Origin of the sequence: Heliophilum fasciatum, assembly GCF_004341395.1 — a bacterium.
Taxonomy (GTDB): Bacteria; Bacillota; Desulfitobacteriia; order Heliobacteriales; family Heliobacteriaceae; genus Heliophilum; species Heliophilum fasciatum.
In genome coordinates this window covers 64,792-91,236 of record NZ_SLXT01000002.1, presented here as the reverse complement: position 1 = coordinate 91,236, position 26,445 = coordinate 64,792, and the positions used below count along the sequence as shown (strand labels likewise).

Annotated in this window: 20 protein-coding genes; 13 read left to right on the top strand and 7 right to left on the bottom strand. The window is 52.4% G+C overall.

What is annotated here, in order from left to right:
• The first annotated feature begins 7 nt into the window (after nt 1-7).
• Complete coding sequence (locus EDD73_RS01320; protein ID WP_131917882.1) at nt 8-3,139, top strand: efflux RND transporter permease subunit; 3,132 nt, start codon at nt 8-10, stop codon at nt 3,137-3,139.
• Between the two features lie 105 nt (nt 3,140-3,244).
• Here the strand turns inward: EDD73_RS01320 and EDD73_RS01315 are convergent, their stop codons facing one another.
• A complete protein-coding gene (locus EDD73_RS01315; protein ID WP_131917881.1) occupies nt 3,245-4,783 on the bottom strand; it encodes a phytoene desaturase family protein in 1,539 nt (512 codons plus the stop codon).
• 315 nt (nt 4,784-5,098) lie between these two features.
• Between EDD73_RS01315 and EDD73_RS01310 the strand changes: the two genes are divergently transcribed.
• The 4 genes from EDD73_RS01310 to EDD73_RS01295 all read left to right on the top strand — a co-directional run bounded on the left by EDD73_RS01310 (nt 5,099) and on the right by EDD73_RS01295 (nt 9,467).
• Nucleotides 5,099-6,034, top strand: a complete 936-nt coding sequence (locus tag EDD73_RS01310) for a transketolase (RefSeq protein WP_131917880.1) — start codon at nt 5,099-5,101, stop codon at nt 6,032-6,034.
• 43 nt (nt 6,035-6,077) lie between these two features.
• Nucleotides 6,078-7,085, top strand: coding sequence for a transketolase family protein (locus EDD73_RS01305; protein WP_131917879.1), 1,008 nt, complete (start codon nt 6,078-6,080; stop codon nt 7,083-7,085).
• Complete coding sequence (locus EDD73_RS01300) at nt 7,085-8,212, top strand: RuBisCO large subunit C-terminal-like domain-containing protein (protein ID WP_131917878.1); 1,128 nt, start codon at nt 7,085-7,087, stop codon at nt 8,210-8,212. Before EDD73_RS01305 ends, EDD73_RS01300 begins: the two co-directional genes overlap by 1 nt.
• Nucleotides 8,213-8,285: 73 nt before the next feature.
• Entirely contained in the window at nt 8,286-9,467 is a 1,182-nt protein-coding gene (locus tag EDD73_RS01295) for a pentapeptide repeat-containing protein (protein ID WP_131917877.1), read from the top strand.
• Nucleotides 9,468-9,569: 102 nt separating this feature from the next.
• Here the strand turns inward: EDD73_RS01295 and EDD73_RS01290 are convergent, their stop codons facing one another.
• Nucleotides 9,570-12,815, bottom strand: a complete 3,246-nt coding sequence (locus EDD73_RS01290; protein ID WP_165876245.1) for an ABC transporter substrate-binding protein — start codon at nt 12,813-12,815, stop codon at nt 9,570-9,572.
• A 204-nt stretch (nt 12,816-13,019) separates the two neighbouring features.
• On the opposite strand from EDD73_RS01290, the gene EDD73_RS14765 reads away from it, so the two are divergent.
• The 5 genes from EDD73_RS14765 (at nt 13,020) to EDD73_RS15035 (ending at nt 18,658) form a co-directional block, all read left to right on the top strand.
• A complete protein-coding gene (locus EDD73_RS14765) occupies nt 13,020-13,178 on the top strand; it encodes a hypothetical protein (protein ID WP_165876244.1) in 159 nt (52 codons plus the stop codon).
• A gap of 311 nt (nt 13,179-13,489) precedes the next feature.
• Nucleotides 13,490-14,818, top strand: a complete 1,329-nt coding sequence (locus EDD73_RS01285) for a four-carbon acid sugar kinase family protein (protein ID WP_131917875.1) — start codon at nt 13,490-13,492, stop codon at nt 14,816-14,818.
• A gap of 76 nt (nt 14,819-14,894) precedes the next feature.
• Nucleotides 14,895-15,902: a 4-hydroxythreonine-4-phosphate dehydrogenase PdxA gene (gene pdxA, locus EDD73_RS01280; RefSeq protein WP_131917874.1), complete on the top strand. Its 1,008-nt coding sequence runs from the start codon at nt 14,895-14,897 to the stop codon at nt 15,900-15,902.
• 29 nt (nt 15,903-15,931) lie between these two features.
• The gene (locus EDD73_RS01275; RefSeq protein WP_131917873.1) at nt 15,932-17,320 is read left to right on the top strand and encodes a GntP family permease; all 1,389 of its coding nucleotides are present in this window, start codon (nt 15,932-15,934) and stop codon (nt 17,318-17,320) included.
• Between the two features lie 255 nt (nt 17,321-17,575).
• On the top strand, nt 17,576-18,658 hold the full coding sequence (locus tag EDD73_RS15035; RefSeq protein ID WP_207668774.1) for a cytochrome b5 domain-containing protein: 1,083 nt from the start codon (nt 17,576-17,578) through the stop codon (nt 18,656-18,658).
• 35 nt (nt 18,659-18,693) lie between these two features.
• Here the strand turns inward: EDD73_RS15035 and EDD73_RS01260 are convergent, their stop codons facing one another.
• The 3 genes from EDD73_RS01260 to EDD73_RS01250 all read right to left on the bottom strand — a co-directional run bounded on the left by EDD73_RS01260 (nt 18,694) and on the right by EDD73_RS01250 (nt 22,379).
• A complete protein-coding gene (locus tag EDD73_RS01260) occupies nt 18,694-20,814 on the bottom strand; it encodes a heavy metal translocating P-type ATPase (protein ID WP_131917872.1) in 2,121 nt (706 codons plus the stop codon).
• Between the two features lie 249 nt (nt 20,815-21,063).
• Nucleotides 21,064-21,525: a chemotaxis protein CheX gene (locus EDD73_RS01255; RefSeq protein WP_131917871.1), complete on the bottom strand. Its 462-nt coding sequence runs from the start codon at nt 21,523-21,525 to the stop codon at nt 21,064-21,066.
• Nucleotides 21,516-22,379: a response regulator gene (locus EDD73_RS01250; protein ID WP_243116751.1), complete on the bottom strand. Its 864-nt coding sequence runs from the start codon at nt 22,377-22,379 to the stop codon at nt 21,516-21,518. Before EDD73_RS01250 ends, EDD73_RS01255 begins: the two co-directional genes overlap by 10 nt.
• Before the next feature lie 402 nt (nt 22,380-22,781).
• Here EDD73_RS01250 and EDD73_RS15030 point away from each other — a divergent pair, with 402 nt between their 5' ends.
• Both EDD73_RS15030 and EDD73_RS01240 read left to right on the top strand, forming a co-directional pair.
• Nucleotides 22,782-24,398 (top strand): DUF92 domain-containing protein, encoded by a 1,617-nt coding sequence (locus tag EDD73_RS15030; protein WP_207668773.1) that lies wholly within the window; start codon nt 22,782-22,784, stop codon nt 24,396-24,398.
• Nucleotides 24,399-24,415: 17 nt separating this feature from the next.
• On the top strand, nt 24,416-24,742 hold the full coding sequence (locus EDD73_RS01240) for a DMT family transporter (protein ID WP_131917870.1): 327 nt from the start codon (nt 24,416-24,418) through the stop codon (nt 24,740-24,742).
• A 42-nt stretch (nt 24,743-24,784) separates the two neighbouring features.
• Here the strand turns inward: EDD73_RS01240 and EDD73_RS01235 are convergent, their stop codons facing one another.
• Together EDD73_RS01235 and EDD73_RS01230 are read right to left on the bottom strand one after the other, a co-directional pair.
• Nucleotides 24,785-25,348, bottom strand: a complete 564-nt coding sequence (locus tag EDD73_RS01235) for a 3'-5' exonuclease (protein ID WP_131917869.1) — start codon at nt 25,346-25,348, stop codon at nt 24,785-24,787.
• Nucleotides 25,349-25,538: 190 nt separating this feature from the next.
• Entirely contained in the window at nt 25,539-25,940 is a 402-nt protein-coding gene (locus EDD73_RS01230) for a hypothetical protein (RefSeq protein WP_131917868.1), read from the bottom strand.
• Between the two features lie 294 nt (nt 25,941-26,234).
• On the opposite strand from EDD73_RS01230, the gene EDD73_RS01225 reads away from it, so the two are divergent.
• Nucleotides 26,235-26,441 carry a hypothetical protein gene (locus EDD73_RS01225; RefSeq protein WP_131917867.1) on the top strand — a complete coding sequence of 69 codons (207 nt, stop codon included), beginning with the start codon at nt 26,235-26,237 and terminating at the stop codon, nt 26,439-26,441.
• Nucleotides 26,442-26,445: the final 4 nt, after the last annotated feature.

The window sequence follows — 26,445 nt, the reverse complement described above, 5'->3', positions numbered from 1 at the left end:
TCAGCATATGAACATAACGGAGTTTTCCATCAAGCGCCCCGCCGGCATCTCGATGATCGTTCTTTTCTTTGTCGTGCTTGGGCTCTACAGCTATGACCGCATCGGCGTGGAGCTTTTGCCGGCGATGAACACGCCCTATGTAACGGTGCAAGTATCCTATCCCGGCGCCGCTGCCGAAGAAGTGGAAGCGCAAGTCATTGAACCCCTGGAAGACGCCGTTTCTTCCGTGTCCAAGCTCAAATCCATTTCATCGACGGCAAGCCAGGGATCCGGTTCCATCGTCTTGGAGTTTGATTTGACAGCCGATGCCGATCAAGCCACCTTGGATGTGACCAAAAAAGTCGATGCCGTCAAAGGGCGCCTCCCTGAAGATGCCAACGATCCCATGGTGATCAAACGGGACATCAACGCGGCACCGATCATGAACCTAGGCATCAGCAGCGAAGGCATGAGCAAGGCCGATACCTACTATCTGGCCAAAAACTTGATCCAAGAGCGGCTTGCCCGTGTCTACGGCGTGTCGGAAATCCAGATCTACGGCGGGCGGCAAAAAGAGATTGCTGTCGAAGTGGATCCCCAGAAAATGAATGTCTACAATGTGGCGCTCAACGCTATCGTCAATAAGATTAAATCGGAAAATGCCAACAAGCCAGCAGGTAAACTTTATCAGAAAAAAGACTACGATTTGCGCGTACTCGGTGAATTCAGCAATATCAAAGAGATCGAAAACCTGGCCATCCCGACCGGTGACGGCACGACGGTGACCTTAAAGACGATCGCCACCGTTCGTGAGCAAATCCAGGAAGTCCGCGAGATGAGCCGCTTAAACGGCGAAGAATCGGTCGGTCTTGCCGTCTTCAAGCAAAGCGATGCCAGCGTTGTTGATGTGGGCGCGGCGCTGCGCACCGAAGTGGAAAAGCTGCAAAAAGAACTGCCCCACGTCAATATCATCATCGGGAACGACTCGTCGGACTATGTGAACAAGTCGCTCAATAATACGCAGATGAGCATCTTCGAGGGCATCTTGACGACGACGATTGCTTTGTTCTTTTTCTTAAAAGACTGGCGGTCGATGCTGACGGTGCTGGTGGCGATCCCGACGTCGCTGATCTCGACGATCTTCATCATGTACATCAATGATTTTTCCTTTAACATGATGTCCTTGATGGGGATGGCCCTGTGTATCGGTATCCTCGTCGATGACTCCATCGTCGTACTGGAAAATATTCATCGCCATCTGGCCATGGGCAAACGGGCCGACAAAGCGGCACTGGAAGGGCGAAACGAAATCGGCATGGCCGCCATTGCGATCACCCTTTGTGACGTGATCGTGTTTTTACCGATCGCCTTCATGGAAGGGATGGTCGGTCAATTTTTCCGCCAGTTCGGTTTGACCATCGTATTTGCCACGTTGTTCTCGCTCTTTGTGTCCTTTACGGTCACGCCCATGTTGTCGTCGCAGTTTTACCGGCGTGGCGGTCATGAGATCAAACAAGGTCCCTTCTGGCAAAAGGTCGATCAAGTGGGGCAATTTTTTCAGCATCTCTATGAAAAAACGCTCAACAGCGCTTTAAATAACGGCAAGAAAGTGCTGGCCGGCGCGCTGGTTTTGTTCATCGCGGCCGTCAGCTTGATCCCCCTGAAAGTGGTGGGTGCTGAATTCTTGCCGCAAACTGATGAAGGCAGCTTTTCCGTCAACATTGAGCTGCCGCAGGGAACGCCCTTTGAAAGAACCGATCGCGTTGCCAAGCGGATGGAAGCATTGATCCTGGAGTCGATTCCGGAGGTCAAATTCGTCCAGGCTCGCGTCAGCAGCAACTCCGGAAGTCTCTCGGTGATGCTGACGAACAAACGGGAGCGCGAGCGTACGGTCTGGCAGATTGCCGATCAAGTGCGCGCCTGGGGCAAAGAACAATTCCCGCCGGGCGTAGTACGGGTTAGTGAAACGGCAGCCTCCATTGCCGGCTTGCCCGGACGAGGGCCCGGCGGTGGCGGTGGGCCTGGCGGCAGTGGCGGCGGCGGGAACGTACAGATCAACGTCATGGGTCCTGACCCGGACAAACTGCAAACGATCGCCAATGAAGTGATGGATCTCATGCGTAACACGCCTGGGGCCAAAGACGTTAACACCAGTTGGCGCACCGGGCAGCCGGAGATTCAGACGGTGATCAACCGAGAACGGGTCAAATACTACGGCACTTCGATCAATGATATTGCTAACGTCTTGCAAACGGGCGTCACCGGCAGCACGGCGGGCACCTTCACGTTGCAAGGCGAAGATATCGACATTAATGTGCGCTTCAAAGACGGCGACGAGATGGAGATCAGCGACTTGAAAAAGCTGCCCATCAGCGTGGGCGGTCAGAACATTGCGATGAGCAATCTCGTCGACTTTAAAGAAGGCACGGGGCCGCGTAGCATCCGGCGGATCGATAAACAGCGCACAATCACGCTCACCTGTAACTTGAATGACCGGCCACTGCAGGAGTTCACGGCGGAAGTACAAGAGAAGATCAAAGCGCAAAACTTTGATCCCCTCTATACCGTCAAACTGGCCGGTCAAGTGCAAAACATGAACGATACGTTTACACAAATGATCAGCGCTTTGATCCTGTCGCTGCTCCTTGTGTATATGGTCCTGGTTGTCTTGTACGAATCATTCCTGACGCCCTTTATTCGGATGTTCTCACTGCCGCTAGGGATGATCGGCGCGCTCGCTATCCTGGCGTTGACCAAAAACAGTTTGAACCTCTTCTCCTTAATGGGGATCGTCATGATGGACGGCTTGGTCGCCAAAAACGGCACGCTGCTCCTTGATTATGCCTTAACCTTAATGGGACGGGGCAAGTCACCCCGTGAGGCGATCATCGAATCAGGTAAGACGCGGCTACGGCCCATCTCGATGACGACGATCACCATGGTGGTTGGTATGCTCCCAACAGCGCTGGCCATTGCCGAAGGTGCCGAAAACCGTGTTGGCATGGCCTGGGTCATCATCGGCGGCCTCCTCACATCGACCTTCTTTACGGTGATCATCATTCCAATTATTTTCATCTACATCTACCGGCTCAAAGAAAAATGGGATGCGAAGCGGGCTTTGCCTGCGGAAAGTACGGCAGGATCGCCGGAGTCGCTATAGCAAAAGCAAAAGAGGATGTCCATGTATCGTCTCGACACATGAACATCCTCTTTTCTATGGGCGGTGCTGACGTCGCTTGTGGTTTCGATAAGTGCTGGGTACCGGTTATACGGCTGCTTTGGGATCAGCCCAAACAGGGGTGTACCCATGGTCTTTGAGGATCAGATCGGTGACCAATTTGGCGCAGACCATAACCACAGGAACACCGCCGCCGGGGTGGACACTGGCGCCGGTAAAATAAAGATTATCCACTTTGTCCGAAGTGATCCGGGGACGGAAATAGGCCGACTGGAATAGGGTCGGTGCCAAGCCGAAAGCAGCACCTTGATAGAGATTGAACCGTTGCTCAAAGGTTTGCGGTGTATAGACCCGCTCAAATTCGATATGCTGCCGTAGGTTGGTGAGGCCCGACCGTTCCAGTTTGCTCATGACGATATCGCGGAAGCGGGGGACGTCCTTGATCCAGTCGACGGAACTGCTCATGTTGGGCGCTGGTACAAGGATGTAGAGCACTTCTTTGCCTTCCGGTGCCATCGACGGGTCGATGCGCGTCGGAGAATAAAGATAGATCGCCGGCTCGTCAGGGAAGACCTTCGCTTCAAAAATTTGATCCATCGTCTTTTTGAAGTTGCTGGTAAAATAGATGTTATGAACATCGAGATGGTCATAACGATGGTTGATGCCCAGGTAAAACATCAAAGCGCCGCAGGAGTTAGTCATGCTTTCCAAGTTCTTGGTTGTGTGTTTGCCGCGGTAAGGCGGGCTGACGAGCTTTTCCATGGACGTAGGGAAGTCCACGTTGGAAATGACCACATCGGCATGGTGGGTTTCGCCGTTAGCCAAGCGCACACCGCGGGCGTGGCCGTTTTCAATGATGATTTCGCTGACTTCGCGGCCTAGCTGCAACTGCCCACCGAACTCACCGAGCAGTTTGACCAGCGCTTTACTGACTTTGTTCATGCCGCCTTTGGGGTACCAAACGCCGCAGACGGCGTGTTCCACATAGGAGATAATGGTGTAGGCCGAGGGCGTGCTATAAGGAGAAACGCCCATGTAAATGGCTCCAAAGGTCAGAGCCAGGCGCAGGCGCTCATCCGCGATGTAGCGGCTGATATCGGCATACATGTTGGTTAGCGTTTTTAATCGGTAGAATCCGAACAGTGAATCCATGCTTAACAGTTCGCCAAGGGTGTTCATGGGCCGCTCGAAAAAATTTTCCCGTACCGCCCGGTAGCGATCATTGCTCTGGGCAAGGAATTGCAGATAGCCGTCCACATCGTCGGGATTGATCCGGCGAATCTCGTCGAGCAGTTCCTTGGTAGTGCTGGGCAGGGGCAGAACAGTACCGTCGGAAAAACAAAGTTGATAAAGCGGGTTCAGTCGAACCAATTCCAAATAGTCTTCCAGCTTGCGCCCCACATCGGCAAAAAGCTGACGAAATACATCATCCATCAGCAAGATGGTCGGTCCAATGTCGATCGTATAGCCATTTTCCTCGACAGCGCTAAGTCGGCCGCCGGGAGTTTTTTCTTTTTCAAATATGGTTACATCCCAGCCTTGATGAGCCAACCGGACCGCTGTGCTGAGTCCGGCAGCGCCGGCGCCGACGATGATCGCAGTTCGTTTGTTCGTAGTAGGGGCCATTCATCTCCACTCCTGTTGCATCATGTAGAATTATTATACAATGCATTCTCATTCAGCAAATAATAATTATTTAAAATACAATTTCACTAATGTAAGATCTTGAACAATCAGCGATATTCGTTCGCCTGTATTCACAGCTACGCCCGTTACTTTTGGTTCTTATCAAAGGAATACGTGCAACACTGTTGTTTTATGGGCAAAGCGGTGTACAATCAAGTTGACAGCGCTAGTAATGTTGGATAATATACGATGAACTGGTTTGAATACTCGGGATTGCGCTGCAACCCGATGATTTTATGCGAAGGAGTTATGATCATGACACAAGAAACGCACCATGACGGTGAGCGTTGGCAACGCCGCGCACAGCAGGTGGCCCGTGGCATTCGCCAGCGGGTGCTGGCTCATACCGTCAATAACAACGGCGGTTATCTCAGCCAGGCTTGCTCGGCGGCGGAGATCTTGGCTGCCCTGTATACCAAGATTATGAATTTGGCTCCGGTGGACAAGCCCCTGGTACCGCCGCCTTTTGCCGGTGTGCCGGGACCGGATAATCCCAACAGCTTTACCGGTGCGATCTTTCATGGCCCTAAGGCGTCCCAGCGGGATCGCTTCATCTTATCGCCGGCCCAGTATGCGCTGGTTGTTTATGCGGCGCTGATCGAAGTGGGGCGCATGGATGAGCAGGGACTTGACCATTTTAACCAAGACGGCAGTACCGTGGAAATGATCGGTGCCGAACATTCACCGGGCATGGAAGTGATGACCGGGTCTTTGGGCCAAGGATTAAGTCAGGCCGCCGGCATCGCCATGGCCCGCAAACTGCGTGGCGAAACGGGCCGCGTCTGGGTATTTGTATCGGACGGTGAACTGCAATCGGGCCAAAACTGGGAAGCCTTGCAGGCGATGGCTCATCACCGTTTGGACAACATGGGCATCTATGTCGATGTGAATAAGCAGCAGTGTGACGGACCGGTCTGTTCGGTCATGAACATGGAACCGCTGCACGAACGGTTGGCTTCCTTTGGCGCGCGCGTTTTTGTCGTTGACGGTCACGATCTGGATGCCTTGGCCGCACCGGCCGAACTGGAACCGGATGGTCGCCCTTTGGTGGTGCTGGCTGACACCGACCCGTGCCGGGGTTTGCCGATCTTACAGACCCGTATTCCCAAGCTGCATTATGTTCGTTTTGTCAGTGGGGAAGAGCGGGAGCGCTATCGCCAAGTGCTGGCGGATTTTTCGGCGGAAGCTTGACCTTAATTAATGATGATAAGCCAGAATAAGAGGAGCCATGATCATGGAGATATTGACGAGAGTCCATGCCAAAAACCTGGTGCAATGGGCCAAAGACAAGCCGGAAGTGCTTGTGCTTTCGGCGGATTTGACCAGTTCCACTGAGATCGATTTGTTTCGCGACACCTATCCCGAGCGCTTTCTTTCGATGGGGATTGCCGAACAAAATATGCTGAGCTTTGCCGGCGGGCTGGCCCGGGAAGACTTTTTTCCCTTCATTCATACCTTTGCCGTTTTTATCTATCGCCGTGCTTATGACCAGATTGCCATGTCCGTGGCCTATCCGAACTTGCCGGTACGGATGTTTGGCTTCCTGCCGGGCATCATGACGCCGGGCGGTGCGACCCATCAAGCCATCGAAGATATTGCCGTAATGCGGGCGCTGCCCAATATGACCATTCTTGAATGCGGTGACGCCACCGATGTCGAATCGGTGCTCGATGTGGCTCACGCTGTCAATGGGCCGGTGTATGTACGGATCTTGCGCGGTGAGATCCCCCGGCTTTTTCACCCCTCCGAGAAAATGGTGCTTGGCCAAGCGCGGAAAGTCAGCACCGGCCGTGATCTGACGCTGCTGACCAGTGGGATTTGCACGGAAGAAGCCATGCGGGCTGTCCAAGTGCTGCAGGGCCGTGGGCTGGCCATCGAACATTTGCACATTACGACGCTGAAACCGTTTGATGATCCGGCTGTAATGGAGTCTATCGCCCAATCCCGTTACGGTGTGATCACCATGGAAAACCACTCGATCATCGGCGGGCTCGGTACGATCATCGCGGAAAAAATGGCCGAACAGGGCCTCGGGAAAAAACTTGTGCGCATCGGTCTCCGGGATACGTTTGTCCATGGTGCCAGCAAGGCCTATTTGATGAAGGAATATGGCCTGGACGCTATGGCGCTGATTGCGGAAGTGGAACGCCTGACCGGCGAAACCTTGGGCATCGCGGAAAGCGAATTGGCCGAGGCACACCTGACGGCCGTACACAGTTTGGCTAAAGCGGAGGCGTTGTGATGATATCGGGAGAACGATTTACCGTTGTCTACCGGCTCACCGGTGATGAAGCAACGGCGCGCCAAAAAGCGCACGATATCTGCTTGGAGCAGACCGTGGAGTTTCCGGAAGAATTCATTCCGCAAGGTATGATTCGTGATCATGTAGTCGGCCGGTTGGAAATGTTGACGCTGGTAGAGAAAAGCTACCGGGCTGAAATCAGTTATGCGGTGGAAACAGCATCGGGTGAATTAACCCAGTTGATCAATGTGATCTTTGGCAACATCAGCATCAAGCCGGGCATCGTGGTGGAAGATATTCGCTTGCCCCAAGCGATCTTGCAGCATTTTCGCGGCCCGCGCTTTGGCCGCGAAGGCCTGCGGGCGTGGCTTAAGGTACCCAAGCGTCCGCTCCTGTTTACGGCACTCAAGCCGATGGGGCTGTCGGCCCGGGAATTGGCGGATATGGCCTATAAGTGTGCGCTGGGCGGCATTGACATCATCAAAGATGATCACGGCTTAACCAACCAGTGCTTTGCGCCCTACGAAGAGCGGCTGCAACGCTGTGTTGAAGCGGTGGAGCGGGCCAATGCGGTAACGGGACACCGTGCGATCTATGTGCCCAACGTGACGGCTCCCTATCGGCAGATTGTCGAGCGGGCTCGTCTGGCCAAAGCGGCCGGTGCCGGGGGCTTGATGATCGCGCCGGCTATTGCCGGGCTTGATACGATGCGTGAACTGGCCGATGATGACAGCTTGGCCTTGCCGATCTTCAGTCACCCGGCTTTTCAAGGCAGTTATGTTACATCGCCGGAAAACGGCATCGGCCACGGTGCGTTGTTCGGACAGATCACGCGCCTGGCTGGCGCCGATGCGGTGATCTACCCTAATTTTGGCGGACGCTTTTCCTTCAGTCAGGACGAGTGCCGGCAGATCACCTTGGGCACGAAAATAGCGATGGGCTCAATCCAACCGATTTTCCCCAGCCCTGGTGGCGGCATGTCGCTGGAAGCGATCCCGGAAATGCTTCGTGTCTATGGGCATGATGTGATCTTTTTGATCGGCGGCGGCTTATTCCGACATGGCCCCGACCTGGTAGAAAACTGCCGATATTTCCGGCGGGTTGTCGAACAGATGGCCGGGGAATAAAGGAGAATTGTTGACGGAAATTTTCAGGGTTGGTATGATTGAGTTATAAAGAACATGGAAGCTGGTGGACGAGATGGCCAATCCGGAGCATGTTGAGATTCTGAAGCAAGGTGTGGAAGCTTGGAATCAGTGGAGGGTAAGTCAAGACGATTTGGTTTTTCTTCCGAACCTTGTCGGAATCAACTTAGGTGGGGCCGATCTTCGAAACTCCAATCTCAGTTGGGCCAGACTGATCGGCACCAACCTTTGCAGCGTCGATCTGCGTGGTGCTGATCTTGTCGGGACAGACCTGCGTGAAGCTGATCTAAGCCGGGCGAATCTCAGCGGAGCGGACCTGATCGGATCCAATCTCAGCGGGGCAAACCTTGGCGGTGCTGATCTGTGCCAAGCTACCCTGATCGGGGCCGATCTCAGCCTGGCTGACTTCAGTGGTGCTGATCTGCGGGGGGCCGATCTCAGTGGGGCCGATCTCCGCTGGTTAAACCTTAGCCGGGCTAATCTGCAAGGTGCCAATCTCGGCGGCGCTGACCTGCGCGGAGCGAACCTCAACGGGACAAACTTGAGCGAGGCCAATCTGCGCCGGGCCGATCTTCGCGAAGCCAACGTACATAACAGTAGTTTGATCAAAACCAAATTTACGAACGCGAATCTTTCGGGATGCAAAATCCATGGGATTTCCCTGTGGAAAACGGAAATCCGGGAAAGCACGGAGCAGTTCGACTTGATCGTCAGTGGCGATGGAGCACAAAAGATCGTGGTTGATAATCTGGAGGTAGCGCAACTGATCGATCTTTTAATCAACAGTTATACGCTGCGCACAGTGATCGACCATCTGGCGGCGAAAGTCGTTTTAATTCTTGGCCATTTTACCCCGGAAAGAAAAGCGGTGCTTGAAGCATTCCGAGCGGAAATCCGGAAGAAAAATTACATCCCTGTTTGGGTTGATTGTGAAAAACCGGCACTGCTCCAAGGGACGCAAACCGTCGAGACGCTTGCACGGTTATCGCGGTTGATCATTGCCGATGCTACCGAAGCCCAAGGTGTTTTCCCGCAGTTAGAACAAGCGTTGCCTGGCCTGGCAGCTATTCCGGTGCAATTATTGTTGCCGCCTGCCGGGGAGATACCTGAGAGTCTTATCCGTTATCCTTGGAGTATGCCGGTGTTGCGCTATTCTGCGATTCATGAAATCATCGAACCGATGCAGGAACGCATCATGATGCCGATCGCAGCATCAGTTCATCCATCGCCACAGTGAAGTGCTGATTACCACGGATACGGTACTACCACCGATACAGTACTCCTAAGGATACAGCAAGAAGCGCCCCTGTATTGATTACAGGAGCGCTTCTTTTTTCCTTTATCCCTCTGACTCCGCCCATTTGATCAATGGTTGAAAAGCCTCCTCCAGTTTTGGCACCCAAACGTCCACAGGGCCCGTTTCTTCGCCGGAGCTAATCAGTGACTCGATCTCGCGGGCAATAGCAAAAATCTGCTCTGCCGCTAAATTGCCGGCTGCGCCTTTGAGCTTATGGGCCAGGCGAAGGGCCTCAAGCTGCTCACCCTTTTGGATGTGATGACGAATCTCCCGTGGCGCATCACGAAAGATTTTGATAAATTCGAGCAACAGAGTGCGGTAGAATTCCTGCTCGCCAAGGAAGCGGTCCAGGGCCTTGGTGATATCCAGTCCCGGTACATCGGTAGGGAGAAGCCGAGGGTCTGCTTTCTGCGGTGTCGATATCTGAGGTTTGGTTATCTGGGGTTTGATTGTCGGAGCTTCCGCCCTGATTTCCGGCTCCTCTGCAGGGATGGTGGCTTCTTTTAGCGGAAGCCAGCGTTTTAACATGGCCAGCAACTGACCTGGGTCAATGGGCTTACATACATAGTCATTCATTCCCGCTTGTAAGCAGGCTGCATGGGCGTCTTGCATGGCATTGGCCGTCATGGCTACGATCGGCAAGCCGGCATGGGCCCGATTTGTCCGGAGCCGTCGGGTAGCTTCATAGCCGTCCATAACGGGCATCTGCACGTCCATGAGAACCAGATCGTAAGTTGCAGTTGCTAATGCATCCAATGCTTCGGCACCATGGTTGGCAATGGTTACGGCAACGCCGAAACGTTCGAGCAACCCGGTGGCCACTTGTTGATTGAGCGGCACATCTTCGACGAGCAGCACCTTGGCGCCGGTAAAGGTTGTGATTTTTTCCGCGGGCCACGATCCGGCAGGTAGCCAAGGGTGATAAGTATCTTGCCTGGATTTTGCTCTTGCTGTTGTCACGACCGATGAAGATTGGGAACGGTTCTCCGTCATCCGGTAGCCAAAGAAGGCCGTAAACGAAAAGGTACTGCCGATGCCTTGCTGGCTTTCTACGGTGATTTCACCATCCATCATTTCGACCAATCGTTTGCAAATGGACAATCCGAGGCCGGTCCCGCCGAAGCGGCGTGTTACCGATGCATCAGCTTGGGTAAAGGGGCTGAAAAGATTGCTGATCTGTTCGGGAGAAAGGCCGATACCGGTATCGCTCACAGCACACTTGATCCGGCAGCACTGATTGTCTGCTGTTACTTGCTCGACAGCAATCCGCACAGAGCCGCTGGAAGTAAACTTGACAGCATTGTTTACAAGATTCAGCAGCACTTGCGTAAGTCGTATGGGATCACCGATCAGCACGGGAGGAAGCTGATCCGGTAAGGTGCAAACCAATTCAATGTTTTTCCGGGTGGCTTCTATGGTCACCATATCGACCACATGGGAGATCACTTCGTCAAGATGAAAGTCAATGGACTCCATGGTGAGATTCCCCGATTCAATCTTGGAAAAATCGAGAATGTCGTTAATGATCCGGAGCAACGAAATGGAAGAGGTATTGATCTTGGTCAGGTAGTCACGCTGTTTTGCGTCTAAATCGCCGCCCAGCGCTAAGTTAGTAAAGCCGATGATCGCATTTAAGGGGGTACGAATCTCGTGGCTCATGTTGGCCAGAAAGTAGCCTTTTGCTAGTTTGGCCGCTTCAGCCGCTTCCTTGGCTGCACGCATTTCCTCTTCCGCCCGTTTGCGTAACTCAATATCGACCAGTGTAACAATGAAGGCCGGTTCCCCTTCAAAATCGGCCGTTTGCGCGTCGAAGAGCGCCCAGAAGGTTTCGCCGGTTTTGCGACGCAACTGCACTTCGTAATCGTTAAGTGTGCCTTGTGTGAGTAATAATTCTCTTAATCGCCCTCGTACGGATATATCGGCGTAATATTCGCTGAAACTGCTATGAAGCAGTTCCTGCGGATGAACATCAAACATTTTCGAAGCGCTGTTATTCACCAGCAAGAAAGAGCCGTCCCGTTGAGTGGTGATCACCACGGCCGTCGGTAAGGTGATGAGCAACTCGCGCAGTTGTCTTTCAGCTTGGGCACGGCGGCGATTCTGTTTGGATAGATTCCGGTTGAGCCCGATTACATAGGCAACGATGAATCCGCCAACCGACAACACTAGCAGCACGCCGCCCAGGATACGCTCGTTTTGTTCCATGGCAACATAAGCTTCCGGATTATAGAGGAAGCCGGTAAGGTTCACATCGCCGGACAGCATCCCCAAGTCGGCATAGGTATCGGCGATATGGCGCCAACGGTCGGGATTGATGTGACCGATTTCAATGAGATCAGACTGGACTAGATGGCGAATTTGTTCAGCTTCAAAAAGCAGTTTTTCCCGGGTCTGTCCAGAATCCGGGTAATTGTTCATAATCCAATCGGCGATTTCTCCCGGATGGGCTAACGCATAGGCCCAGCCTTGCATACTTGCTTGCCGGAATGCCCAGACACGGTCAGGATGGAGGCGCATTTCTTCCGTAGTCGTAAACAACGTATCGCTGTAAAAATCAATACCTGCTGCGCGGGGCGAGAATAGACGATAGGGAATGCCCATGCGCTCGAGCGTATAAGGTTCATTCGTCGCATCGATGCCCATGGCTGCCACACGCCCTTCCAGCAGATCCTGGATGGAGAACGTATAGGGTTTCATCTGTAGCTTATTTGGAGGAATCCCTTCTTTACGCAAAAAGGCGAATAGTTCCGTTGCCGCGGGTTCAATCATCACTGGGTATTCGGCAAGTTGGTCGATCTGATGGATGGGCGGATGGGTGCCGGGATTTTTCAGTGTCAAAAAAACCAAAGGTGAATGTTGAAACACATTGGCCAGGACGACGATCGCCTTTCCTTGCTGGTGGTACAAGAGCAGGTTGCTGTCGGCGATGCCGTACTGCGCACGCCCATCCAGCACTTCCGGTACGATATCGGTGCTCGGTGCCTCACGGAGGATCACTTCGAGACCGGCATCATGATAATAGCCCTTGGCAATGGCGGCGTAATAACCGGCAAATCGAAACTGGTGTTTCCATCGGAGTTGCAACGTGATTGGTTCGGGAGCTTTCCCGGATGCTAAGCCCAGCGTTTCCACCGGTTTGGCTTTTGGCTGCTGCGCGTATGTGGCGTCGGGAACGCCCAGCATCAAGTTATAAAAAATCGTAACGAAAAATAGAAGGGTTATCCAATAGCGTTTATTAAAAATCGTAATTGACGCATAGCCGCTTACAGCTTGATGTATCGTTGTCAATAATACCACCTCTACCATTAATATATAGTAAAGGTAGTTTAATTTAAATAGTATATTGATAATCAATATGATTTTTTGTTTGGAAGTCTCAAATGGTGTTATCTGGTTGCTTGCGGTCAGGAATAACTCAATAACAGAAATCGGCACAAAAGGATTAATCATGATCACCTTTCTTGGGCATGATACACCAAGGAGGTGAAGGGTATGGCGGAAAAAGATGCTAATACAGTACGTCCTGAGCACGCGGATGGATTGAATGACGTTGTAGTACCTACCGATGTAACGGCTTCGCAGCATCAAAGTGGGTTGCAACGGATGTCGCAGATTGCCTGGGATGCCGATTATGGCAACCCGATGCCGTAATTCGTTGATCTGTATCAATGTTGTAACATCGCATGTTGTAATATTGAAGATACCTTGCCGCACTTGGTTGGCAAGGTTTTTTTATTGGCCCGGCGTTTGGCGGAATGTAAATAATTGACAGTAATCACGAATGATTTAAAAATCGCTGCGGAATTGTTTGAGCTTCCGGGAATCACACTATACTGTAACGGTGGGCGGGCGCAAAAGAAACTGGGATGCTTGATCGGCAACTGCTCACCTTAGACATGGATGTACGGATTGTGTAACCCCTTTTCTCGGAGCATCTGGAACAACCGGAAGGAAGGATGACTATGGGCCGTATCGTCATTATTGCCGATGATTTAACCGGTTCCAATGCAACCGGAGTGTTGCTGGCCCGCAAGGGCTATACCACAGCGACGTTTTTGCAGTTGGATATGGATGATACCGAACAGTATGCCGGGTACGATGTGATTGCCATCAATACGGACAGCCGGGCCATTGATGCACAGGAAGCGTACCGGCGCGTGGCCGAGGCGGCAGCGACGATGCGCAAGGGAGCCCCTTTGATGTTTGCCAAACGTATCGACAGTACACTGCGCGGCAACTTAGGCGCTGAGACCGATGCAGTGCTGGATGTGCTTGGTGATGAGAGCATGGCTGTTGTCGTAGCTGCCTTCCCGGCGTCCGGACGGGTAACGATCGGTGGCTATTTGCTGGTTCATGGGGTGCCCCTTGAAAAAACCGATGTGGCCCGTGATCCCAAAACACCTGTCCGCGGCAGTATAGTGACGGAACTTTTTGCAGCGCAGTCCAAGTATCCCGTCGGGCACATTCCGCTGACGGTGACTCTCCAAGGAAAAGAAGCCGTTACAACTGCCCTGCTGGAGCATCAGCAGGCCGGACGACGTCTGGTGGTCATGGATGCAACCACCCAGGTAGACCTCGAAACGATTGCGCAAGGAGCGTTGGCTACGAAGCTGCCGATCATTGCTGTCGATCCCGGTCCCTTTACGATGGCACTGGCTTCTTGCTTGCTGCCGCCGCCAGTGCGTGGTCGTGGGCAAAAAGTATTTTTGGCCGTTGGCAGCGCTACTCCATTGGCCCGCCGCCAGTTAAAGGAAGTGGAGAACAGCTACCGCAGTTATTTGGCTTTTGTCGATGCACGAGCTTTGATCAATCCGGAGCGTGTGGAGGGAGAAGTTGACCGGGTTGCCAGTGAGATCATGGGGCAACTGGAGGAGTTCCCCGTGCTCGGTATTCGGACGATGCGCGATGAAAGCGATCGACTCAATCTTACGCAAGTAGCCCAGCAATGGGCGATAACTGAAGAAGAAGTGACGACGCGGATTACCGCCGGATTGGCGCGGATTACCGCTGCAGTGGTGGCCCGAGCCCGCGGTGAAGTCGGTGGCTTATATACCAGCGGCGGCGATGTAACGGTTGCCGTTTGCCGAGCCTTAGAAGCGGCAGCGATCGAAGTGAAGGATGAAGTGGTTCCCTTGGCGGCCTATGGTCGCTTGATCGGTGGCAGCTATCCGGGAATGCCGATCATCACCAAGGGTGGTCTCGTCGGCGATGATCAGGCCATCTGCAATTGTGTCGATTACCTGCTGACCAAGATTTCCAATGAGGTCTATCCGGCAGTGCCGGCAACGTGATTTTTCTTTTTTGCCAACTTTGTGATCAAGATAGCAAGGGCAAATACAAATACAAAATTGTGAGGAGATGGGAACGATGACGCGTCCCATAATCGGCATTCCGATGGGTGATCCGGCCGGCGTCGGTCCGGAAATTGTCGTTAAAGCCTTAGCGGATGAAGCTCTCTACACCAAAGCGCGGCCATTGGTGATTGGCGATGCGGCTGTGCTTCGGCAAGCGTTACGATTTTGCGATCTTACGCTGCAAATCCAGCCGATCGAACAACCGGCGGCCGGCCGTTATCAGGCAGGAACGATCGATTTGATGGACTTGGCCAATGTCGATGTGGCGGCGCTCTGCATGGGTGAGGTACAAGCGATGGCCGGACAAGCCGCCTATGATTATATTGAGCGGGCAGTGACGTTGGCCATGGACGGTTCCATTGATGCCATGGCCACGACGCCGATCAATAAGGAAGCCTTAAAAGCCGCCGGGATCCCGCACATCGGACACACGGAAATGCTCGGCCACTTATCAGGATCTGCTGATCCACTCACGATGTTTCAGGTGGAAGGCCTGCGTGTTTTTTTCTTGACCCGCCATGTGTCCCTGCGGCAAGCTTGTGATTTGATTACGACAGAACGGGTACTTGATTATTTGATTCGCTGCACGGCGGCCATGGAACGCTTAGGGATTGCGAAGCCGTCCTTTGCCGTAGCCGGTCTTAATCCCCACAGTGGCGAACACGGCTTGTTTGGCCACGAAGAAGATGAGCAAATCGTTCCGGCCATTGCCGCTGCACGGGCCAAAGGGCTGAATGTGGTGGGCCCGGTACCGGCCGATGCGGTTTTCCACTTTGGCCGTAAAGGTGCTTATGATGCAGTCTTGTCTTTATATCACGATCAGGGGCATATCGCCACCAAAATGGTTGATTTTGAGCGAACGGTGGCGGTAACCAATGGATTGCCCTTTTTACGTACCTCCGTTGATCATGGGACGGCTTTTGATATTGCCGGGACCGGTAAAGCCAGCTCCGTATCGATGACGGAAGCGATTTTGTTAGCAGTTCGCTATGCACCCCATTTCATTAAAGGCACCAGGTAATAAGTCCGTTTGTAAGGAGGCGTATTCTCATGCCACAAGCTGCTGTTCCTGCTGTATCAGGCTCACAAATGATGATTGGCCTCGCCCTGGGTGTGTTTCTGTTGATTTTTCTGGTGCTCAAAACCAAGGTGCATGCCTTCCCGGCCTTGATCATCGCTGCTTCCGTTACGGGCCTCGTCGGTGGTATGGCCGCCCCGGCCGTAGCCAAGTCGATTTCCAATGGTTTTGGCAGTACCTTGGGCAGCATCGGTATCGTCATCGGCTTTGGTGTAATGATGGGCCGGATTCTTGAAGTATCGGGTGCTGCCGAAAAAATGGCCTATACTTTTCTCAAGTATCTAGGCAAGAAAAAAGAAGAATGGGCGCTGGCCTTGACGGGGTACATGGTCTCCATTCCGATTTTTGTGGATTCCGGTTTTGTCATCTTGATGCCCCTGGTCAAGGCGTTATCCAGAAAAACAAAAAAATCAGCCGTAACGCTGGGCATTTCCTTAGCGATTGGATTGGCTGCCACGCACCATCTTGTACCGCCCACGCCAGGTCCGCTCGGGGCTGCAGGGATTTTCAAGGCTGATTTGGGGGCGATGATTCTCTGGGGTATGGTTTTTGCTATACCGGTGGTTATCGCCGGTGTGCTCTATGCGATGTGGCTGGGTAAAAAAATCTATACGTTGCCTGATGAAACAGGCATGAACTGGGAACGGCCGCAATTACAACAAGCCTATGCGGACTGGATGCAAAGCAAGGAAGAAAAAAATCTGCCATCGACATGGATTTCCTTTGCTCCGATCATTGTACCGGTCCTGTTGATTTTGGCGAATACGGTGCTGGCGGCGATGAAAGCTACCGGTTTGGTCGCCGATGCCTTCATCTTCTTGGGTACGCCGATCATTGCGACAGGCATTGGCCTCCTGATCGCGATCTATGGACTGACAGGTCGGGATGACAAAAAAGAAGTGCTGAAACGGATGGAAGAAGGCGTCACATCGGCTGGGATCATCATCTTGGTTACCGGTGGCGGTGGTGCTCTCGGTCAAGTGCTGCGTGACAGCGGCGCCGGTGACTACATGGCCAACTTGATCGCGCAAACGGCTTTGCCTGCCATCTTGCTTCCCTTTGTCATCGCGACACTGGTACGGTTAATTCAAGGAAGTGGTACGGTAGCCATGATTACGGCTTCTTCGATTGCCGCACCGATTCTGGCCAATATGAACGTCAACCCGGTCTTTGCAGCCCAGTCAGCGGCCATGGGTGCCTTTGTCTTCTCCTACTTTAATGACAGCTTGTTCTGGGTGGTTAACCGGATGCTCGGCATCGAAGATACGCGTGAACAGTTAAAAGTCTGGTCGGTGCCGACGACCATCGCTTGGGCCACGTCCTTGGTGTCCTTACTGGTGGCCAATGCCTTTTTTGGATAAGTCACTTGGAGTTGATCAACTACCTTGACGAAATGTTGAGGATACTGAAAAGCTCGGTGCGGATAGCCGTACCGAGCTTTTTAGCGTTTTCGGGTTTGTGGATTTTGGAGCTCACTTTTCGGTTTTTTTGGCGTTTTTCGTTATTTACTTATCTCCATGGCAAGAAGGAAAAGGAGATTTTATAGTAATGATCGAATAATACACTTGTAGATACAATGTAACCCAGGAACATGGAAGGAATAGGGGGGGGCAAGGATGAGTACAGATTTACCGGTGATATCACCGGAACAGCTGGCGGCCGCCGATGGTAAAGAAGGCCGCAAAGCCTATGTTGTTTACAATGGTTTGGTCTATGATGTCACAGAAAGTGCCAAATGGCGCGGGGGCAAGCATTTTAAACATTGGGCCGGCGGCGATTTGACCGGCGATATGGAGAAAGCGCCCCATGCAGCTGATGTGATGGAGCGATTTCCTGTCATCGGTCGCTGGGCCGGCGGTGAACTACCGGCACCAGCAACGTCCCGATCAACGCCGGTACCGCACGTACCCAGCGAAAAACCGCTTTCGCCGGATGTGCATAAAAAGATGGAAGCCATCGTGCCCGATGTGCCCCAAGATGACCGTCCTTTGCCGGATCGGCTGATGACCGTGGAGGAACTGCGCGAATATAACGGTGAACATGGCCAACCGGCTTATGTGGGCTATCGAGGGCGGGTCTATGATGTGACGGTCAGCCGGATGTGGCAAAAGGGCCACCACTTTGCCCATGCGGCCGGGCGGGATCTGACGCGCCACTTAGAGTATGCGCCGCATGATCCGGAATACCTCTTTGGCTTTCCCTTGGTGGCTCGACTGGAACGGGTCAAGGAAAATCCGACGGAGCAAGTGCTCAACTTCATCATGCGCTTTCATCCGCATCCGGCGTCCGTGCATTTTCCTATCGCATTGTCGATCGTTTGTTTTGGTTTTTATTTTCCGGCGGCCATTTTGCAGTCCATGGGGATCAGCAAAGGTTTCTTAGGTATTCCGGCGTTAGGATGGGAAGCGTTTTACCTGGCTGGTTTTTTAAGCTTGATCGCCACGGCCATTAGCGGGCCTTTTGCTTTTGCTACCGGCTTTTTGAGCTGGACAGTTAACTTCGCCAAGAAGATCAACCCGATGGTCAAGTTCAAAGTGATCACCAGTTTCTTGTTTATGATCTTTTCTTGGGCGTTATTGCTTTCGCAGATCCTTGGTGTTATGGCCTGGAATGGCTTCTTGTTCCAAGGCCTCCTGTTTGCCTTGGTGGTGATGACCAGTTTGGTCGCTTATCAGGGCGGACGGCTTTCTTGGGGTTAATGGCCATCGAGCGATACAAAAGACCATGCCTGCCATTATGGCGAGCATGGCCTTTTTGGTTCAGGACGAATAGTGAGTACCCGCGTGGCATTGAGTACAGCAAGAATCGCCACGCCCACATCAGCAAAGACGGCTTCCCACATGGTCGTAACACCCCAGATGCCCAGGCCGATGAACAACGCTTTAACGGCGAAGGCAAAGAAGATGTTTTGCATGATGATCTGTTTGGTGCGGTGGGCGAGTTGGATGGCCGTAGCGATTTTGCTTGGCTGATCCTCCATAATCACCACGTCGGCCGCTTCGATGGCTGCATCGGAGCCGAGCCCGCCCATGGCGATCCCCACATCGGCGCGGGCCAGCACAGGGGCGTCGTTGATTCCATCACCGACGAAAACGAGCTTTTGCTTGGGGCGGCCCGGCACTTGTTGTTCCAGTTCTTCTAACCGGGCGACTTTATCTGCTGGTAATAGTTCGGCATAAAAACGGTCGATGCCCACCGCTTGGGCGACCTGTTCGGCCACTGCTTGATCATCGCCGGTCAGCATGATCGTTTGTTGAACGCCCAGCCTTTTTAGTTCCCTAATTCCTGCGGTTACGTCGGCTTTGATCTGATCGGCAATGGAAATCGCGCCGGCAAAGCGTCCGTCTATGGCCAGATAAACAACGGTGCCGGAAGAAGTTCCAAGAGAATCGGCCAAGACGATGTTTTCCCGGTGCAGCAAGCGATCATTGCCGACCAGGATCGTTTTGCCTTCCACCACGGCCCGGATACCGCAACCGGGAATCTCTTCAAAATGCTCGATGGCTCCGGCGTCGACAGGGCGAGCATAGGCGGTAAGAATCGACTTGGCGATGGGGTGCGATGACCCGGCTTCGACCATGGCAGCGTACCGTATAATCTCGTCCTGACGATAGCCGTCTTGGGGCATAACGGCGCGCACTTGAAAATGGCCTTCCGTGATCGTGCCGGTCTTATCAAAGACCACCGTATGCACCTCTGTTAATGCTTCCAGATAATTGGCGCCTTTGACGAGGATGCCGTTGCGGGATGCGCCACCGATACCGCCAAAATAGCCCAGCGGAATGGAAATGACCAGCGCGCAGGGGCAGGAAATCACCAACAACGTACAGGCGCGATAGATCCAATCGGCCAACACGGCACCGGGGAGCAGTAAGGGCGGAAGAAAAGCGACGGCCAGCGCGGCCACGACGACAAAGGGCGTGTAGACCCGGGAAAACTTGGTGAGCACTTGCTCCGTAGGCGCCTTGCGGGTAACGGCATTTTCCACCAGATCGAGGATCTTCGCTACGGAAGATTCGTGATAACCTTTTTCAACCCGTACGGTTAACAGCCCCTGTTGATTGACCATCCCGGCTTTGACGGCTGCCCCGGCTGCTGCATAGCGCGGAAGGGACTCACCGGTCAGTGCCGATGTATCCAGGTAAGAAGCACCGTCGATGATGACGCCGTCGAGGGGAACCTTTTCACCGGGTTTGACGATGATGGAAGCTCCTACAGGGACGTCTTCCGGCGATACTTTACGGCTGCCGCCATTGATCTGCAGATTGGCGTAGTCGGGGCGGATATTCATCAGTGCCTGGATGGAACGGCGGGAACGGTTGACGGCCAGCCCTTGAATGTATTCACCAACCCGGTAGAAAAGCATGACCGCTACCGCTTCCGGAAATTCCCGGATCGCGAAGGCCCCCACTGTCGCCACAGTCATTAAAAAGCGTTCATCAAAGAAATCACCGCGCAGGGCGTTTCTGACGGCGAGCTTGACAACGTTGCCACCGGCGAGAAGGTAAGCTGTTAAAAAAAGCAGGTATTCAAGCCACTCGATCCGGTCATGGAGTTCAGCACGCCAGAAGATCCCGAGACCCAGCAATATCCCAGCGAAACCGATCGGAAGCCAGAAACGCCATGGAGAGGTTTGCGGTGGTTTTTGAGCGGGAATCAGCAAAACGCCTTCTTCAATTTGATCAATGATTTGCTGAACCTTCGCGGCCTGATCGGGTGGAATCAATACAGTTTTAGCGGCAAAATTAAAATCGCCGTCCCGGATAATGCCTCGTTCTACCAAGGTTCTTTCGATTTTGCCTGCGCAGTTGGCACAGGTAAGTCCGGATAAAATAAACTTACGTTCTTCTCCCATGAAGCTCTCCTTTGGTCACAAAGCTCTCCTTTGGCAAAGAAAGCTCTCCTTTGGGCATGCAGTTCTCCTATTGTATATAGAAGCAGAAGCAAATGATGAAATAGAAATGCAAAAAAGCTGTCACTGCCTCATATCTTCGAGGAAGGGAACAGCTTTTCCTTCGTGTTTTTCTTTGTGGTTACCCCACGCCTAGAGAAAGCCTGAAAAGCCTATGCCGGAAAGGTGTAGGCTACAAGTAAAGAGGCGGGGCTAGGTCAGACCGACACAAACACGCAAGGGAATAGCATCGACCGTAAAGGATGCCGTAAGGGTTTGCGGTGCCGGAACCATGATCGTGGCGCCTTCGCCGATCAATATCGTTGGCGGAGAAACATCCAGTCCGGGCATACCATGTTCACTAAAAACAGTACAGGCATAGGCACAAACCATATTGCCCATTTCAGAAAGCGCGCTTTGAGCCATTCCATCTAATTCCGTAACCGGCATACCCATCATCATCTTGGAGGCGAATTGCATCGCACCATCAAGGGTGCTGCTAATCAAGATGGAACCTTTGATCGAACCGATCACGCTGACATTGACGCTGACGCCGGCATTGATATAAATATTATTTCCCGCAGCTATGCTTGTTTGCTCAATACTGTTAAAGCCAATTTGGGGAAGCACGGTGGCAATGGCAGTAAAAACGGGAGTGCCCCACGTTATGTCCATAACAAAGACCCCTTTTTAAAACCGACACTGACATAGATACGACCGTAATCGGAGTTGGCATTGATACTGTGAGCTTGGAGTTTCGGACTAACTACTTCCGTTGGCGCACCGTAAACTACGCTGGGTGGCGATACCCGTAACCGGAAGGATTTGTCCAGCTTATTGAGCATCGAGCAGGCGATGCCGGCGACTAAATTGGCGAATTCTCCGCTCATCGATAAAATTTCTTCGTGGTCTTTGGCAGGGTGGTGCAGGATCGCTTCCGTCATTTTGGCTGCCGTAGCTTCAGAAAGATCCATGATCATCGAGCCGGAATAATTACCGATGATGCCAATCACGACGGTAATACCTTGTGAGGTAAAGGGCGGGTCTTGTGCATCTTGGGAAGAAAAGGCAATCGTTTTTTTGGTCAGACGGGTAACATTTTGGGCCAGTGATTCCTTAAAAGCTTCAGCGCTCAGTTGTAGTAATTTCTCAAAGGGCGCATCCGGGGACAGGGTGTACTCAACGACTCGTTTGAGTGCTTCTTCTTCAACCGGTTTTTGAACATAACCGGCAATGCCGATACGCAACGCTTCCGCTTCACTTGCAGGATCTTTAATCGAACTGATCATAATGATCTTGGCTGCCGGATCATGGGCAAGCAGCGCTTGACTGCAGGCAAATCCATCGGCACCTGGCATAGCAATATCCATCGTTACAACATCAGGTTTACAGCAATCATAGGTTTCGACTAGTTGATTCAGTCCGCTCGCTTCCCCCACTACCTCGTAGCCTTGCCGGCGAAAGGTATCTGCGAGCACCGTGCGGGAAAAAACCGAGTCATCAACAATCATCATTTTGATTTTACCCATAGGCGAAGCCCCCTAATTGATAACGTATTCTGATTACATTATGGCATAGAAATTATCCGGATTCTATGTGTATTTTGATAATTAACGATTTTTATCCGTTGATTAAATAATGGTTGGATAAGATAAGGATTTTCAATTAATTATTGCTGAATATTAATAATTTAAACTAGGAAAACGCTGAATAACTTGAGACCAGTATTGCCAATGTACAACTTTTTGACGAAGCCAATTTATTGAAAAAAGCAAGCCTGATCGATTTTTGATTTATGCTGTAGGTATCGGTCCTTTTTGCTTCGGTGGAAGGGGGGGCAAGCATGCTTGTCGAAACAGTAGGCACAAGAAACGGTGTGAAGCCCATGCCGATATGCGTGAATGTAACCAAGAGGGGGCCTCTGAACGATCATGACGCAATCTGATCTTTTTGGCTTGATCGCTTCCTACGGGTATGTGCTGGGATTATTGATCGTAGCGACACTGGTACAAAAATGGCGTGGCTATCCGCCGGAATTTACCCGCAAAATTGTCCATATCGGGGCAGGGATGTGGATCGTCGGTGCTGTGGCGATTTTTGATCACTGGACATACGGGGTGATCCCGATCAGTTCCTTTATCGTGCTCAACTATATCAGTTACCGCTTTCGCCTGAATAAAGCCGTCGACCTTGCCGGCGATACGCTGGGGACGGTTTATTTTGCTGCATCGGTGACGCTGCTACTGTTGATCTTTTGGCCGCGCGGCGAAGTGGAAGTAGCGGTGGCGGCGACGATGATCATGACTTGGGGTGATGCTTTTGCGGCCATTATCGGGCAGGCGATGGGTAAGCATGTCTACATGATCGGCGGACATCGCCGGACCTATGAAGGCAGTTTGGCCATGGCCGTCGTTTCGTTTTTGGTCATCGCGGTAACGCTGGCGTGGCTACGCCCGGACTTGGGTGTACTGCCGATCATCATGGTGAGCTTGGTCCTGGCAGTGATCGCCACGGTGCTGGAAGCAGTTTCTCTCAAAGGGCTCGATAATGTGGCCGTGCCCTTGGGGACGGGCGGTCTTCTTTGGCTCATGCTCCATGATCGCTTTCCGGTGTCGATGGTCCTGACGGGCCTCGTTTTAAGCTCGCTGATCGGGTGGCTGGCGTACCGACGGCGCTCCCTGGCGGAAAGCGGTGTGGCCGGGGCGATCCTGGTGGGTACGCTGATCTTTGGCTTTGGCGGCTGGATCTGGGGATTGACGTTGGTCGCTTTTTTTGTCTACAGTTCGGCTTTGTCGAAGTATAAGGAAGCGCAGAAAAATGTCGTCGCCGAGGAGAAGTTCGATAAGGGGAGCCGGCGCGACTTTGGGCAGGCCTTAGCGAACGGTGGCTTTGGCGGCGTGCTGGCGCTGCTTCATTATTACTTTCCCGGTGAGCCGGCGCTGTTTGCCGCTTTCATCGGCTGTATGGCTACAGTCAACGCCGATACGTGGGCGACGGAAATCGGTGTGTTAAGCAAAAGTCGGCCCCGCTTGATCACCACCGGTAAGCCTGTCGTGCCGGGAACGAGCGGTGGGATTACGCCGCTTGGAACGACAGCAACGCTCCTGGGCGGCCTACTGATCGGCGTGACGGTGTGGGTCTTCGTGGGCGTGGCTGGTATGCTGGGCGGAACTGCCGGAGTGAATGCAGCTGGAGTGGAAGCACTTGGTGTGAGCGCATTTGGAGTGAACGCGGCTGGCGTGAATGTACCCGGAGTGAACGCACCGGGAGTACCGCTGGCAGGCTTTGTGGACGGTTGGTGGATCATTCTGGCTGGCATGATCGGTGGGTTAGGCGGCTCCCTGGCCGACAGCTTGATGGGCGCTACGGTGCAGGTCATGTATGTGAACGCGGAAACGGGCAAAGAGACAGAAAAAAAGCGCACCAAAAGCGGTGTGCCTAATCGTTACAGCCGGGGTTGGCGTTGGATGGATAATGATCTGGTTAACTTTATCAGTTCGGCCATGGGTGCCGGCGTGGCTGTGGTTGTGGCAGCTTGGTTCACTTAAAAGCGGGAGGTTTTATATTGCACTGGTTATATTTAGTCCTGGCAATTGGCTTCGAAGTGGTGGGTACAACTTCGATGAAATATTCAAATGGATTCACCAAGCTCATTCCATCGATCGCGATGGGCATATTTTATATATTGAGTTTGTCCATGCTTACATTTTCATTAAAAAAGATCGATGTGAGCATTGCCTATGCAATTTGGTCGGGTGTGGGTACGGCTCTCATTGCTGTGATTGGCTTTTTCATATTTAAAGAGCAGATAAGCATGATTAAAATCTTTGCTATCGGTTTGATTATTTCCGGAGTTGTCATCCTCAACCTGGCAGGGGGAACCCATGAGTAGGGGCAAGGAAGCAAAGAGGCAAAGCACCCCGGCACCGTTATTTTAACTGATTTCCGGATAGTTCATTAAATAGCGGGTCAGATCATGCTTGGCGATGATGTCTTGAATGGTTATGCTCTTTGACTGACGGCCGGCGTGCAAGACGATCTGGGCGGCAGCAATGGAATCGCTGCGCGCTTCGTGGTGGTTGAGATTCACACCAAGATATTCGGCAACGGTGTTTAGCTTATGGTTATGTAGATCAGGCCAGGCTTTCCGGGACAGTTCCACCGTGCATAGCCATGACGCTGCAAGCGGGGGAAGCTGGTAGTAGGCTAAGGTGGCGGCCAACACACTTTTGTCAAAGGAGACATTATGGGCGGCCAGAATTTGTCCTTGCAGATACGGTAGAAGCGTTGGCCACAGATCACCGAAGGTCGGTTGATGGCGTACGTCATCGATGGTGATGCCATGGATAAAGGTGAATTGAAAATAAAGTTTTGGAGGACGGATCAGCCAAGCGTGACTGGCTTCAATCTGTCCATTTTTGACGATGGTAATCCCGACGGCACAGGCGCTGTTGCGATAGGAATTGGCCGTTTCAAAATCGATGGCGACAAAGTCCATGGCTTTTTCTCCTTACTTTAAAGTGGCTTGATGTGCATTTTAGTGGCTGGATGCGGACGAAGTGGCTCGATGCTCAACCTATTCTCATAGCGGTTAAACGACTTTACATCGACAAAAAAGGGTCGCAACGGCGCTTTGGCGGCGACGGTGCGACCCTGCATAGGTGCTTCGAAAAAACGTCTGTCGCCGCTTATTCAGCCGCAGCGCTTTTCGGGGCGCGGCCTTTGCGTCCTTTCGGGGCTTTCTTGATGGAGACGACGGTGCGTTGTTCTTCGAATTTATACTGTTGAAATTCTTCCGGTGTAATCAAGCCTTGCTCAACCCAGAGCATGAAGTTATCAATCGTCAGATCGGACTTTTTGACACCGAATTTTTCGCAAAGCTTGTCTTTGTCCAACCCTTTTTCGATTTTTCCCATCAGCATGGCAGCGATGCGTTGCCCATGATCGGTGGAGGCATCGACCCGTGGGATTTCATGTTGAATCATCGTTGTTTCGATGGTTTCTTTCAGTTGTTTTTTTCGTTCATTCAGATCCTTGATGGACTCATTGATTTGATAATATTCAAGGACCCAGGTAGCTAAGTGTTCCATTGGCTATTCCTCGCTTTCGAGAAATTACGATACAAGATTTTTGCTGATAAGACAAGACTGGACTTATATAAAAGAGCATTACACCAAAGCGAGTGCGAGTCTGCGGAATATGTAATCCATGGATAGTTCGGGAGGCGCGCGCAACTACCGGATACTGAGCGTAGCCGATGAAATCCTGTAAAATATGCAATCAGCGGCGGGGCAGGAAATCAAGCTGCTTTTGACGAAAAGAATAACCAGAAATGTTATAATGGACATCAGGTGCATGAGAGAAAGGAACGGGGTTAATACAAAATGACCAAACAAGAAATTGACAAGTGGATGGACCATGCGACAGGCCTGGGGATCATTGTTCTGGGTTTAGTGGTGATGTATTCGCTCGTTGGCGCCCTTTACGCCGTGATCGGCACAACTGTCTTTGGCGTTGTTCTCTGGAGTCTCCGGCGTTATGTAATCAATCTGTATGAAGCGGAAAAAGGCCAGACCGGCGAAGAAGCGTAATAAG